Source organism: Bradyrhizobium sp. IAR9, assembly GCF_013408065.1.
Classification (GTDB): domain Bacteria; phylum Pseudomonadota; class Alphaproteobacteria; order Rhizobiales; family Xanthobacteraceae; genus Bradyrhizobium.
Genome location: NZ_JACBZW010000012.1, coordinates 214,994 through 227,695, shown reverse-complemented (window position 1 = coordinate 227,695; position 12,702 = coordinate 214,994). Strand labels below are relative to the sequence as shown.

13 protein-coding genes are annotated in these 12,702 nt (G+C 65.1%); 3 read left to right on the top strand and 10 right to left on the bottom strand.

Features of this window, described 5'->3' with window-relative positions; translation table 11 throughout:
* Positions 1–41 precede the first annotated feature (41 nt).
* The 3 genes from GGD67_RS28310 (at position 42) to GGD67_RS28300 (ending at position 1,659) form a co-directional block, all read left to right on the top strand.
* Positions 42–599, top strand: a complete 558-nt coding sequence (locus tag GGD67_RS28310; protein WP_018315879.1) for a thiamine pyrophosphate-binding protein — start codon at positions 42–44, stop codon at positions 597–599.
* 8 nt (positions 600–607) lie between these two features.
* Positions 608–1,204 carry a thiamine pyrophosphate-dependent enzyme gene (locus tag GGD67_RS28305; protein WP_026201568.1) on the top strand — a complete coding sequence of 199 codons (597 nt, stop codon included), beginning with the start codon at positions 608–610 and terminating at the stop codon, positions 1,202–1,204.
* A 77-nt stretch (positions 1,205–1,281) separates the two neighbouring features.
* A complete protein-coding gene (locus tag GGD67_RS28300; protein WP_018315877.1) occupies positions 1,282–1,659 on the top strand; it encodes an antibiotic resistance protein VanZ in 378 nt (125 codons plus the stop codon).
* Positions 1,660–1,704: 45 nt separating this feature from the next.
* Here GGD67_RS28300 and GGD67_RS28295 read toward each other — a convergent pair whose 3' ends face one another.
* The 10 genes from GGD67_RS28295 to GGD67_RS28250 form a co-directional block, all read right to left on the bottom strand.
* Positions 1,705–2,088, bottom strand: coding sequence for a DUF1236 domain-containing protein (locus GGD67_RS28295; protein ID WP_018315876.1), 384 nt, complete (start codon positions 2,086–2,088; stop codon positions 1,705–1,707).
* A 113-nt stretch (positions 2,089–2,201) separates the two neighbouring features.
* Positions 2,202–3,089 carry a 2-hydroxy-3-oxopropionate reductase gene (locus GGD67_RS28290; RefSeq protein WP_018315875.1) on the bottom strand — a complete coding sequence of 296 codons (888 nt, stop codon included), beginning with the start codon at positions 3,087–3,089 and terminating at the stop codon, positions 2,202–2,204.
* Between the two features lie 211 nt (positions 3,090–3,300).
* Entirely contained in the window at positions 3,301–4,086 is a 786-nt protein-coding gene (hyi, locus tag GGD67_RS28285) for a hydroxypyruvate isomerase (protein WP_018315874.1), read from the bottom strand.
* 14 nt (positions 4,087–4,100) lie between these two features.
* Positions 4,101–5,891, bottom strand: a complete 1,791-nt coding sequence (gene gcl / locus GGD67_RS28280; RefSeq protein ID WP_018315873.1) for a glyoxylate carboligase — start codon at positions 5,889–5,891, stop codon at positions 4,101–4,103.
* A 152-nt stretch (positions 5,892–6,043) separates the two neighbouring features.
* Positions 6,044–7,846, bottom strand: a complete 1,803-nt coding sequence (locus GGD67_RS28275) for an adenine deaminase (protein ID WP_179737483.1) — start codon at positions 7,844–7,846, stop codon at positions 6,044–6,046.
* A gap of 82 nt (positions 7,847–7,928) precedes the next feature.
* Positions 7,929–8,726, bottom strand: a complete 798-nt coding sequence (locus GGD67_RS28270; RefSeq protein WP_179737474.1) for an NYN domain-containing protein — start codon at positions 8,724–8,726, stop codon at positions 7,929–7,931.
* A gap of 54 nt (positions 8,727–8,780) precedes the next feature.
* Positions 8,781–10,280, bottom strand: coding sequence for a tripartite tricarboxylate transporter permease (locus GGD67_RS28265; RefSeq protein WP_026201567.1), 1,500 nt, complete (start codon positions 10,278–10,280; stop codon positions 8,781–8,783).
* Positions 10,280–10,765, bottom strand: coding sequence for a tripartite tricarboxylate transporter TctB family protein (locus GGD67_RS28260; RefSeq protein WP_179737472.1), 486 nt, complete (start codon positions 10,763–10,765; stop codon positions 10,280–10,282). Before GGD67_RS28260 ends, GGD67_RS28265 begins: the two co-directional genes overlap by 1 nt.
* Complete coding sequence (locus tag GGD67_RS28255; protein WP_179737470.1) at positions 10,762–11,730, bottom strand: tripartite tricarboxylate transporter substrate binding protein; 969 nt, start codon at positions 11,728–11,730, stop codon at positions 10,762–10,764. The genes GGD67_RS28260 and GGD67_RS28255 overlap by 4 nt, the downstream gene beginning before the upstream one ends.
* 106 nt (positions 11,731–11,836) lie before the next feature.
* Positions 11,837–12,679 carry an IclR family transcriptional regulator gene (locus tag GGD67_RS28250; protein WP_179737549.1) on the bottom strand — a complete coding sequence of 281 codons (843 nt, stop codon included), beginning with the start codon at positions 12,677–12,679 and terminating at the stop codon, positions 11,837–11,839.
* Positions 12,680–12,702 lie beyond the last annotated feature (23 nt).

The following is a 12,702-nucleotide window of genomic DNA, read 5'->3' as shown; positions in this document are numbered from 1 at the left end:
AAGCATGCGCGGCCCAAGAAAATACGCCAAGGGAGAACGCAATGGCGATTGCGGAACAGCAAACGCAGGGACAGGCGTCCGGTGACCAGAGCTGGCACGGCATCGTCCTGCAAACCCTGAAGCGCAACGAGATCAGCCTCATTCCCTACGTGCCCGACCGGGTGCTGACGCCCCTGATCAAGAACCTGCACGCCGATCCTTTCTTCACCACCTTCGCCACTGCCCGCGAGGAGGAAGCCGTCGGCATCGTCTCGGGCGCCTGGATGGGTGGGCGGCGCGGCGCGGTGCTGATGCAGACCTCTGGCTTCGCCACCCTCGCCAATGTGCTCGCCTCGCTCGCGGTGCCCTACCAGATCCCGCTGATCATGTTCGTGTCCGAGCGCGGCACGCTCGGCGAGTTCAACTACGGCCAGTCGCTGGTCTGCCGCACCATGCGTCCGGTGCTGGATTCGCTGGCGCTGGAGCACCACACCATCACCCGGCTCGACGAGCTCGAATTCATCGCCGACCGTTCGATCAAGCAGGCCGTCACGACACAGGCGCCGGTGGCCCTGATCCTCAACCCGCTGCTCACCGGCGGCAAGGTTTTCGACAAGTGAGCGCCGCCATGAACACTGGCAATACCAAGGTGATGAACCGGTTCGATGTGACCTCGCGCCTGATCGCAAAGCTCAAGCACGAGGAAGCCGTGATCGGCGGCATCGGCAACACCAATTTCGACCTCTGGGCCGCCGGGCATCGCCCGCAGAATTTCTACATGCTGGGCAGCATGGGACTCGCCTTCCCGATCGCGCTCGGCGTGGCGCTGGCGCAGCCCGACCGCCGCGTCTTCGCGCTCGAAGGCGATGGTTCGCTGTTGATGCAGCTCGGCGCGCTCTCGACGATCGCGACGTTGAAGCCGAAGAACCTCATCATGATCGTGATGGACAACGGCATCTATCAGATTACCGGCGCACAGCCGACACCCGCGGCCAGCGTCGCGGATATCGTTGCCATCGCAGCAGGCTCCGGCCTTGCGAATAGCGCCTGGGCTGCGGACGAGGAGGATTTCGAGCGCCTGGTCGATACGGCGATGTCCGCCGCCGAGCCGAGCCTGATCGCGGTCCGCATCGACGACAAGCCGGGCGTCGGCACCACAAGGCGCGATCCCGTACAAATCCGGGAGCGCTTCATGCACGGGCTCGGCGTGCGCGAGCCGCTTTAACTTTTTGTCATTAACTACACAGCGATCTGATGGAGGGACTGTACCGGCCCGCTGCCAATCTGTGCTAAGCGAACCGGATGTCCATTTTGATCCGTTCCTTTGCCTGGCTGCTCGCGGCCGCCGTTACTTTCGCCACCCTCGGTCCCCCTGGCCTGCGGCCCCATTCCGACCTCGGCCAGGACGGCGAACACGCTCTCGCATTCATCCTGGTGGGGCTGGCCTTCGGCCTTGCCTATCCGCGGCGGCGCCTGCTGGGCGCGGGGGCCGCAGTCGTCCTGATTGGCGTGCTCGAACTGATGCAATTTTGGGCACCCGGACGCCACGCCCGGCTGGAGGATTTTCTGGTCGACGCGCTGACGGCCTGCCTTGGCTTTGCGCTCGCGGCGATCACCGATTGGGTTGTGACACGCTTTCTCGCAAGCCCCTCTGCAGCAAGCGAAAGCCCCGCGGAGTAGAACTCCGCAGGGCCCTTTTCTCTCCACGCCTGTGGTCGGCCTGGATCAGTCGATGATCTTGACGACGCGACGCGTGCGCGGTTCGACGATCACGCGGCGATCGTTCACGACCGCATAGCGATACTCGGTGTAGTTCGGTACGGGGCGGAGCACCACGGTCGGCGGCAGCGGCTCGCCCACCACGACGCGCTCCTCGACCACGACGGAGTCACTCCGCGGGATTCCGCCCAGCACCGCATTCGGAATCTCGAGGCCGGCTCCGACGGCCGCACCAACGGTGCCGCCAACCATCGCGCCGATCGGTCCGCCGATGTCGCCACCAGCACGCGCGCCGTCCCTGGCGCCTTGTTCGGTCGTCGACTGAGCAAAGGCTGCGCTCGACGCCAGCAGCGACGCTGCAGCCAACGTAATCGCAAGACGGGTTTTCATGTTGTTTTGTCTCCAGTGATTGTCCTGCGCCTTCAACCGCGGGGCCGAAGCATTGTTCCGGTTCCCCCGTGGCGAAGAGGCTTCAAAACTGGAGAGTGTTACCGCGTAACAGTTCAGGCCGCCGCGATCTCGTGGCCTGCCATCAGTTCCAATGCCCGCACCATCGCGGAATGATCCCAGCCCTTGCCGCCATGCGCGGTGCAGGCCGAGAACAATTGCTGCGCCACCGCCGTGCTCGGCAGCGACAGGCCGAGCGTGCGCGCGCCCTCGAGCGCGAGATTGAGATCCTTCTGGTGCAGCTCGATGCGGAAACCAGGATCGAAATTGCGCTTCACCATGCGCTCGCCGTGCACTTCGAGGATGCGCGAGGAGGCAAAGCCGCCCATCAGCGCCTTGCGCACCAGCGCCGGATCGGCCCCGGCTTTGGATGCAAATAACAGCGCCTCGCTCACCGCCTCGATCGTCAGCGCGACGATGATCTGGTTGGCAACCTTCGTCGTCTGCCCGTCGCCATTGGCGCCGACGTGAGTGACGTTCTTGCCCATCTTGTCGAACACCGGCTTCATGGTGCCAAAGGCCCGCTCCGGCCCGCCAACCATGATGGTGAGACTCGCCGCCTTGGCGCCGACCTCCCCGCCCGACACCGGCGCGTCGAGATAATCCGCCCCGAGCGCCTCGATCTTCTTGGCGAACTCCTTCGTCGCCAGTGGCGAGATCGAGCTCATGTCGACGACGATCTTGCCTTTCGAGATACCGCTCGCAACACCATCCTTGCCGAACAGCACCGCTTCCACATGCGGCGTATCCGGCACCATGATGATGACGGCATCCGCGCCCTCCGCGACTTCCTTGGCCGACTTGCAGGCGATGCCGCCCGCGGAAATCAGCTCAGCCGCAACCGGCGCAACATCGTGCAGGAGAACACGATGGCCAGCGCTAAGGAGATGGCCGGCCATCGGCCGTCCCATGGTGCCAAGTCCGATGAAGCCGATGTTGGTCATGTCTCATTCCTCCAGATTTAGGCCAAGTCGATCCACAAGCTCGGTGCACCTCTCCCGCTTGCGGGGGAGGTCGGCGCGTAGCGCCGGGTGGGGGCTCTATCCGCTTGGGGTCTTTCAGCGCATCTCGATCGAATCTTTTCGCGGAGATACCCCCACCCCAGCCCTCCCCCGCAAGCGAGAGAGGGAGCGCACCGTCGCTGTGGGTGCGTTCTCAGGTCTCAAAGGTCTGCGCGGCGTGCCAGGACAGCCCTTCCAGCGTCGTGGTGCGCGGCTTGTATTCGCAGCCGATCCAGCCGCGATAGCCGATCGCGTCGAGATGGCGGAACAGGAAGGGATAGTTGATCTCGCCGGTGCCGGGCTCGTGGCGGCCCGGATTGTCGGCGAGCTGGATGTGCGCGATCTCAGGCAGATATTCCTGCATGGTGCGGGCGAGATCGCCCTCCATGATCTGCATGTGATAGATGTCGTACTGGACGAACAGGTTGTTCGACCGCACCTCGGAGATCAGCTGTATCGCCTGCTCGGTGCCGTTGAGGAAGAAGCCGGGAATGTCGAGCGTGTTGATCGGCTCGACCAGCAGCTTGATGTTCTCGCGCGCCAGCGTCGAGGCCGCAAAGCGCAAATTTCCCACCAGCGTCTCGTTCAGTTCGCGCGGATCGGCATTCACAGGTGCAATACCCACGAGGCAATTGAGCTGCTCGCAATCGAGCGCCTTGGCATAGTCGATGGCGCGAAACACGCCGTCGCGGAATTCAGCGGTGCGATCGGGCAGGATCGCAATGCCGCGCTCGCCCCCTGCCCAATTTCCGGCCGGCAGATTGTGCAGCACCTGCGTCAGACCATGGGCTTCCAGCTGCTCGCGCAGCTGCGCCTTGTCGAAATCATAGGGAAAGAGATACTCGACCCCGGAAAAGCCCGCCGCCTTCGCCGCTGCGAAGCGGTCGAGGAACGGCATCTCGTTGAAGAGCATGGTGAGGTTGGCGGCGAATTTCGGCATGATGAGGTCCTTCCCTATTCCGCCGGCTGCAGCACGCCTGGGCGCGCCCGCTCGACCTCGTCGAGCGGCAGGTCCAGCACCTCCTCGAACTCGACGATGTTGTCGATCTCCGTTCCCATCGCGATGTTGGTGACGCGTTCGAGGATGAACTCGACCACCACGGGCACGCGGTGCTTGGCCATCAGCTCGCGCGCGGTCGCGAACGCGGCCTGCGCGTCCTTCGGATCGGTGACGCGGATCGCCTTGCAGCCGAGGCCTTCGGCGACCGCAACGTGGTCGACGCCGTAGACGCCGATCTCGGGCGCGTTGATGTTCTCGAAAGAGAGCTGGACGTGATAGTCCATCTCGAAGCCGCGCTGGGCCTGGCGGATCAAGCCGAGATAAGAATTGTTCACGACGACGTGGATGTAGGGCAGATTGAACTGCGCCCCGACCGCGAGCTCCTCGATCAGGAACTGGAAGTCGTAGTCGCCGGAGAGCGCGACGATGTCGCGATCCGGGCACGCCGCACGCACGCCGAGCGCGGCGGGCAGCGTCCAGCCGAGCGGACCCGCCTGCCCGGCATTGATCCAGTTGCGCGGCTTGTAGACGCCGAGGAACTGGGCGCCGGCGATCTGCGACAAGCCGATCACGGTGACATAGCAGGTGTCGCGACCAAAGGCCTTGGTCATCTCCTCATAGACGCGCTGCGGCTTGATCGGGACGTTGTCGAAGTGGCTCTTGCGCAGCATCGTCTTCTTGCGATCGCGGCAGGCCGCGGGCCACGCCTGGCGCTCGCGGAGCCTGCCTGACCGGCGCCACTCCCTGGCGACGGTGACGAACAGCTCGAGCGCGGCCTTGGCGTCCGAGACGATGCCGAGATCCGGATTGAACACGCGCCCGATCTGGGTCGGCTCGATGTCGACATGCACGAAGGTGCGGCCCTTGGTGTAGGTCTCGACCGAGCCGGTGTGGCGGTTGGCCCAGCGGTTGCCGATGCCGAGCACGAAGTCGGATTCCAGCATGGTGGCGTTGCCGTAGCGGTGGCTGGTCTGAAGGCCGACCATGCCCGCCATCAGCACGTGATCGTCGGGGATCGCGCCCCACCCCATCAGCGTCGGCACCACAGGAACGTTGGCGATCTCGGCGAATTCGACCAGGAGGTCGGACGCATCGGCGTTGATGATGCCGCCGCCCGCGACGATCAGCGGACGCTCGGCGGCGTTGAGCATCTCCAGCGCCTTCTCGACCTGTTTTCGCGTGGCAGCGGGCTTGTAGACGGGCAGCGGCTCATAGGTCTCATCGTCGAACTCGATCTCGGCCAGCTGCACGTCGAGCGGCATGTCGATCAGGACCGGCCCGGGCCGGCCCGAGCGCATGACATGAAACGCCTGGCTGAACACGCGCGGCACCAGCGCCGGCTCGCGCACGGTAACGGCCCATTTCGTCACGGGCTTTGCGATCGACTCGATGTCGACGGCCTGAAAATCTTCCTTGTAGAGCCGCGCCCGCGGCGCCTGCCCGGTGATGCAGAGGATCGGAATGGAATCGGCGATCGCCGAATAGAGCCCGGTGATCATGTCGGTGCCAGCCGGCCCCGAGGTTCCGATGCAGACGCCGATATTGCCGGCCTTGGCGCGCGTATAGCCCTCGGCCATGTGCGAGGCACCCTCGACATGCCGCGCCAGAATGTGGTGGATCGAGCCGCGCTTCTTCAGCGCCGAGTAAAGCGGATTGATCGCGGCCCCGGGAACGCCGAAGGCGGTGGAGATGCCTTCCTTTTCCAGAATTCGCACGGCAGCATCGATAGCTCGCATCTTCGCCATATCGGACCTCGCTCGGTTCAAGTCAGCGAGCGAGATCATCGGGTGCGCGTGATGCGATCTCAACGAGATCGATTTTATTTTCCACGATGTGGCAGCCGCGGAAAAATCTTGGGCGTCTCAAACGGTTAGATCGAGAGTCGCGTGAAAGCGGATCACTCGAACAGCGGCGCCAGTTCCATCTGCGGCACCAGCACGAGGCCCTTGTCGGTGATGCGAATTTCCGGAATGACCGATAGGGGAATCAAATTGAAGCCCATATAGGGAATGGTGCAGCCGGCCTCGGCCCATTCCTTCTTCAACGCCTTGACCTCTTCGGCCACCTCCGTGACGCGCTTGTCCGAGAGCAGCCCCGCGATCGGTAGCGGAACCAGCGCCCTTACCTTGCCATCGGCGACGACGCAGACGCCGCCCTGCAGGTCCTTGATGGCCGCGATCGCGACTTGCATATCGGGCTCGTTGGTGCCGGCGACAATGATGTTGTGGCTGTCGTGTCCGACGCTGGAGGCGACCGCGCCGCGCTTGAGGCCAAAGTCCTTCAGCAGTCCATAAGCGACGTTGCCGGACGACTTGCCGTGGCGCTCGATGACCGTGACGAAGCAGAGGCCGTAGCGCGCGAACAAGGACGGCCAGTCATTGGCGGGTTCGATCGCGACTTTGTCATGGATCAGCGTGATGCCCGGCAGCGCCGTCTTGATGGCATTGACGGTGCAGGCCTTCGCCGGGAGATCCGGCGTCAGCTTGACCTTCTTCGGCAGCTTCACCGTCGCGTAAGCCGCCTTTGGATATTGATAGCGGTGCGACAGCGCCTGATCGAGCAGCCCGGTGATCTTGCGGTTCTCGACCACGAGCTCGCCGCCATACCAGGTGCATTGTGGCTTGAGCTGGTCGTCCATCAGCACGAGGTCGGCGCGGCGGCCGCCGCCGAGGCCACCGATGTCGCCATCCATGCCGAAGCGCGTCGCGCCATGCAGCGAGCCCATCGACCAGGCCTGCTCCGGTGACATCCCGGCCTTCACGGCTTCGCGCACCACCCAGTCGAGACCGAACATCAGGAGATCGTCGGCGTCGCGGTCGTCGGTGCAGACGGCCGCGCGCTTGTGCGAGGCGCCAAGCTCGGTAATCGTGCGGATTGCCTGCGGCAGCGAATGCCACGGCGTCGTCGGGGGGCCACCACGCAGGAACACCCAGACGCCGGCGTCGAGCAGATCGTCGGCGATGTCGCGCTCGATCGCCTCATGGGTGTCGGTGACGCCTGACGCCGCATAGGCCGCGACGAATTCGCGGCCGTAGACGTGGCCGGACACCGGACGTCCCCGCTTCAAGGCGGCCGCAAGGATGGCATGGCTGCGCTCGTCGCCCATCGTGACCGGCACGAAATCCATCTTCTCACCAAGCCCCACGGCTTCGGGCCAGCGGTCGAACAGGCCGGCGATCTTGTCCGGTGTGAGGTCGCCGCCGGCCGTTTCCAATTCGGCCGACGTTGCCGGCACCGTGCTCGGCACCGTCAAAAAGATCGAGAGCGGCGCCTCGCGCGCGTCCTCCAGCATCGCCTCGACGCCGGCGACGTCCATGACATTGCCGATCTCGTGGCTGTCGCAGAAGATCGTGGTGGTGCCGTTGAGCAGCGCGGCCTCGGCATAGGCGCAGGCCGTCACCATCGAGGATTCGATGTGGATGTGCGGATCGACCAGGCCCGGCGCGACGATGCCGCCAGCGGCATCGTAGAGCGGCACGCTGGGCCAGACTTTCTTCGCCGCACCTGATGGCTTCACCGCCGCGATGCGCCCGCCGGTGATCCAGATCTCCCGACCGGGATGAATGCGTTCCGAATAGGTCGAGAGCACCCGCGCGCCGGTGATGACCAAATCTGGCGCGAGGCGAGCGGAAGCGACGTCGGCAAGGCGCCGGGTCATCGCATGCAGCGGGGCGACGGTGAAGCGGGTGAGTTTGGGCATCGGGACCCTCGCGCGGCGTTTCCCGGCGATGGTTACGCCCTGCACCAAACCGGGCAAGTGCAAATATGACGGCACGCCCTGCTTACGCCTTAGGCGCCGCGCCGCCTGCCCCCGACCTGGCAGACCGGCGCGGGTTCCGCGTTCTTGCCGGCGGTGCAGCAATGGGCTTGACCCGAATCCGCATCGACCGGCCCTTCGGCTCATCGATCTCGAACGAATTCGTCTTCCGCACGAGGTCGCTCAGCTTGCGGAAGCCGTAGGTCCTCGGATCAAAATCGGAAGCGAGATTGGCGAGCTGCCGTCCGACTTCACCGAGCGCGACCCAGCCGTCCTCGCTCTCCATCTGGGTGATGACCTTCTTGATGATGGGCGTGGCGGCATCGGGCGGCTGAAGCGGCGCTGAGCGTGAGGATGCGTCCTGGGTGGTCGCAGTGCCGGCGAGCAGGTTCTCCGTATAGACGAATCTGCGGCAGGCCTGCCTGAAGCTTTCGGGTGTCTTCTGCTCGCCAAACCCAAAGACATCGATGCCCTGCTCCCGGATGCGGGCGGCAAGCCGGGTGAAATCGCTGTCCGATGACACCAGGCAAAAGCCGTCGAACCGGCCGCTGTGAAGCAGGTCCATGGCGTCGATGACCAGCGTGATGTCTGATGCATTCTTTCCCGTCGTATAGGCAAATTGCTGCTGCGGGATGATGGCGTGTTTGGACAGAATGTCGGCCCATCCCTTCGACCGCGCATTGGAGAAGTCGCCGTAGATGCGGCGAACGCTGGCCTCGCCGATCTTGGCGATCTCCTCGAACAGTCCGTCCGCGATTTTCGCCGACGCATTATCGGCATCGATCAGGACGGCGAGACGGGGCGAGCGAAGTTCTGACGGCATGGGGCATGTCCCTACGGATGGACGCGGCATCAAAAGACGCGTGCGCCGGGATGACTAATCTTCGGTCGCTTTGAACCGGCCCAGCCCCTTCAGCACAAACGGCGCCAGCAGCGCGATCAGGGCCAGCGCCAGCAGCGTCGCCGAGATCGGGCTCTGCAGCAGCGTCATGGGATCGCCGAGGCTGATCGCGAGCGCCCTGCGCAACTGGCTCTCGGCGATCGGGCCCAGGATCAGGCCGACCACGACCGGCGCGATTGGAAAATCGAACCGGCGCATCAGGAAGCCGAGCACGCCGAAGCCGGCAAGCATCGACAATTCGACCACCGACGGCTTTGCGGCGATGGTGCCCATGGTCGCGAACACGAGGATGCCGGCATAGAGCCATGGTTGCGGGATTGCGAGCAGCCGCACCCAGAGGCCGACCAGCGGCAGGTTCAGCACCAGCAGCATGCAATTGGCAATGAACAGACTGGCGATCAGGCCCCACACCAAGTCAGGCCGCTCGGCGAACAGCAGCGGCCCCGGGTTGAGGCCGTATTGCTGGAAGCCCGCCAGCATCATCGCTGCCGTCGCCGAGGTCGGCAGCCCGAGCGTCAGCAGCGGCACCAGCGTGCCGGCGGCGGAGGCGTTGTTGGCGGCTTCCGGCCCCGCGACACCTTCGATCGCGCCCTTGCCGAACTCTTCGGGGTGTTTCGTCAGCCGCTTCTCGGTCGAATAGGACAGGAAGGTCGGGATCTCCGCGCCGCCCGCCGGCAGCGCGCCGATCGGAAAGCCGAACATCGTGCCGCGCAGCCACGGCTTCCACGACCGCTTCCAGTCTTCCTTGGTCATCCACAGCGAGCCGCGCACCGGCTCGAGCTTCTCCTCGCTGTGGTGGCGTCGCGACGCGACATAGAGCGCCTCGCCGACCGCGAACAGGCCGACGGCCAGCGTCGTCACCTCGACGCCGTCGAGCAGTTCAGGGACACCGAACGCAAGCCGCGCCTGCCCCGTCAGCTTGTCGATGCCAACGAGACCGAGCGTCAGACCGATGAACAGGCTGGTCAGGCCGCGAACCGGGGAATCGCCGAAGGTCGCCGACACCGTGACGAAGGCGACGCACATCAGCGCGAAATAGTCCTCAGGGCCGAAGCGCACTGCGAAATCGACCAGCCACGGCGCGAGGAAGGCCAGACCGATGGTGGCGATGGTTCCGGCGACAAAGGAGCCGATCGCGGATGTCGCAAGCGCTGGCCCGCCGCGGCCGGCCTTGGCCATCTTGTTGCCTTCGAGCGCAGTCGCCATCGAGGCGCTCTCGCCGGGCGTGTTGATCAGGATCGCGGTGGTCGAGCCGCCATACATGCCGCCATAATAGATGCCGGCGAACATGATCAGCGAACCGCCGGGGTCGAGCTTATAGGTGACGGGCAGCAACAGCGCGACCGTCAGGGCGGGGCCGATGCCGGGCAGCACGCCCACGGCAGTGCCGAGGAACACACCGATCAGCGCGTAAAGCAGGTTCATCGGCTGAACGGCGACCGCCATGCCGTGGGCCAGCGCGGCAAAAGTGTCCATCACAGCAGTCGCTCCAGCGGGCCGGTCGGAAGGCTGAGCGTGAGCAGCCGGTCGAACGCGAGATAGATCAGGGTCGACATCACGAGGGCGATGATGGAATCTACCAGGATGGCGCGGCGGCCGAAGGCGGCCGACGTCGTCACGAACAGCGCCGACGTTGCCAGGATGAAGCCGCCGCCAAAGCCGATGATGGCGATCAGCAGCGCAAGGCCGATGAGGATCAGAACCACGGGCACCGGATCGGCGCTCTCGCGCGCCGGCAAATTGCCGCGCAGCGCGTCGATGAAATTGCCGATCGCGAGCAGCGCGAGGCCGCTGGCGACTACGACCGGCATCGCCTCCGGCCCCATGCCGTACATCGCGGTGGATGACAGGCCGCGCGCATCGAAGACCAGCACCGCGGCAAGGCCTGCGAGCAGTGCAGCGATGACGATGCCGGCGCGATCGACGCGCCGCGGCGGCTGGGCCGGATCGCCCGAGGTCATGACTTGACCAGACCGACCGATTTCAGCACGTCGGTGACGCGCACGGTTTCCTTCTTCAGGAAATCGGCGAAGGCGTCACCGCCGAGATAGGCGTCTTCCCAGCCCTTCTGCTTGAGGATTTCCTTCCAGGCGTCCGACTTCACCATCTTCTCGACCGCATCGCTCAAGGTCTTGCGCTGCTCCGGCGTGATGCCGGGAGGCGCCACCACCGAGCGCCAGTTGGCGATCACGAGGTCGATGCCCTGTTCCTTGAAGGTCGGGATGTCGCTACCTGCGATGCGCTTCTCCGAGGTCACGCCGATCGCGCGCAGCTTGCCGGACTTGATCTGCCCTTCATATTCGCTGAGGCCCGAAATGCCCGCGGTGACCTTGCCGCCGAGGATCGCAGCCAGCGACTCGCCGCCGCCGGAGAACGGGATGTAGTTGATCTTCTTGGCGTCGGCACCGACCGCGCCGGCGAACAACGCCGCCATCACATGGTCGACGCCGCCGGCCGAGCCCCCGGCGAAAGTCACCTTGGCAATATCGGCCTTCACCGCGGCGGCCAGATCCTGCGCGGTCTTGATCGGCGAATTCGCGGGAACCACGATTACCTGGATTTCCTCGGTGAGGCGCGCGATCGGCGTCACCTGCTCGAGAGTCACCGGCGACTTGTTCATGGCGAGCGCGCCCACCATGACGAAGCCGTTGACCATCAGCTGGTTGCCGTCGCCCTTGGCACCATTGACGAACTGGGCGATGCCGACGCTGCCGCCGGCGCCGGGAACGTTGGTGACCTGCACGCTGCGCGCGACGCCCGCAGCCACCAGCGCCTGCTGCATCGAGCGCGCGGTCTGGTCCCAGCCGCCGCCCGGGGCCGCCGGCGCCATCAACTTGAGCTCGAGCTGCTGGGCAAGGGACGGCGTCGCTGCCGCAAGGGTCAGCGCGACGGCTGCGCCGGCAAGGCGCGCGGAAAATTGGAACATGAGGACGCTCTCCAGGCTCATGCGGACGTTTGCCGCATTGTGTCGTTTGGTCGCATATCAGCCAAAACGGCCGATGCTGTCCAGCGACAGCGCCCGGGTTCCCCAATTAGCGCGGTATCGGCATCACCCCGCCGAGCGCGACGGTCAGCTCGCCGGCGACCTCGCGCACGATTTGGCCGATCTCCGGCAGCCTGTCGTCGGTCAGGCGGCTGGTCATGCCGGAGACGGAAATCGCCGCGAGCGGCTCGGCGCAGTCGTTGTAGACCACTGCGGCAATACAGCGCAGCCCCATGCAGGCCTCTTCATCGTCGAGCGCAAAACCTTGCTTGCGGATTCTTTCGAGCTCGTTGAACAGGTCGCTCGGCCGCACGATCGATTTCTCGGTCAGCCGGGGCATGCCGTGATGGCGGATGACGGCGCCGACGTCCTCATCGGAATAGGTTGCGAGCACGGCCTTGCCGACGCCCGACGTCACCATGGGAACGCGGCCGCCGACCTGGGTCAGCGAGCGCATGATCTCGCGGCTCTCCATGCGGGTCAGCACGATGATGAACTCATCGTCGACCACGGCGAGATTGGCGGTCTCGCGGGTGAGATCACGCAGCTTGCGCAAGTAGGGAATCGCCTGCGCGGAGAAATTACGCCGCCGCGCGAAGCTCGCGCCGACCGTGAAGGCGCGGGAGCCGACGTGCCATTTGGATTCGGCGCGGTCGAACTGCACGAAGCGGCGGCTTTCCAGCGTCGCCAGCAGGCGGTGCACCGTGGAAGCCGACAGGCCGGTGCGCACCGCCAGATCGCTGAGGCGATAGCCTTCGTCGTCCTCGGCCAGCGTTTCCAGGATCGACAGCGCGCGATCGACGGACTGCACGCCGCCGTCGCGCGTGTCGTTATCGGCCTCCGATGTCGATCGAGGCTCGAGCGATTTGCGCCGGATCACGTTCTTGTTCATCGCGACCTGCATTCGTTCTTCTT

Bases quoted from the DNA above. Each gene is read 5' to 3' on its own strand.
- GGD67_RS28310 (WP_018315879.1), top strand. From the start codon at position 42: ATGGCGATTGCGGAACAGCAAACGCAGGGACAGGCGTCCGGTGACCAG.
- GGD67_RS28305 (WP_026201568.1), top strand. From the start codon at position 608: ATGAACACTGGCAATACCAAGGTGATGAACCGGTTCGATGTGACCTCG.
- GGD67_RS28300 (WP_018315877.1), top strand. From the start codon at position 1,282: ATGTCCATTTTGATCCGTTCCTTTGCCTGGCTGCTCGCGGCCGCCGTT.
- GGD67_RS28295 (WP_018315876.1), bottom strand. From the start codon at position 2,088: ATGAAAACCCGTCTTGCGATTACGTTGGCTGCAGCGTCGCTGCTGGCG.
- GGD67_RS28290 (WP_018315875.1), bottom strand. From the start codon at position 3,089: ATGACCAACATCGGCTTCATCGGACTTGGCACCATGGGACGGCCGATG.
- hyi (WP_018315874.1), bottom strand. From the start codon at position 4,086: ATGCCGAAATTCGCCGCCAACCTCACCATGCTCTTCAACGAGATGCCG.
- gcl (WP_018315873.1), bottom strand. From the start codon at position 5,891: ATGGCGAAGATGCGAGCTATCGATGCTGCCGTGCGAATTCTGGAAAAG.
- GGD67_RS28275 (WP_179737483.1), bottom strand. From the start codon at position 7,846: ATGCCCAAACTCACCCGCTTCACCGTCGCCCCGCTGCATGCGATGACC.
- GGD67_RS28270 (WP_179737474.1), bottom strand. From the start codon at position 8,726: ATGCCGTCAGAACTTCGCTCGCCCCGTCTCGCCGTCCTGATCGATGCC.
- GGD67_RS28265 (WP_026201567.1), bottom strand. From the start codon at position 10,280: ATGGACACTTTTGCCGCGCTGGCCCACGGCATGGCGGTCGCCGTTCAG.
- GGD67_RS28260 (WP_179737472.1), bottom strand. From the start codon at position 10,765: ATGACCTCGGGCGATCCGGCCCAGCCGCCGCGGCGCGTCGATCGCGCC.
- GGD67_RS28255 (WP_179737470.1), bottom strand. From the start codon at position 11,730: ATGTTCCAATTTTCCGCGCGCCTTGCCGGCGCAGCCGTCGCGCTGACC.
- GGD67_RS28250 (WP_179737549.1), bottom strand. From the start codon at position 12,679: ATGAACAAGAACGTGATCCGGCGCAAATCGCTCGAGCCTCGATCGACA.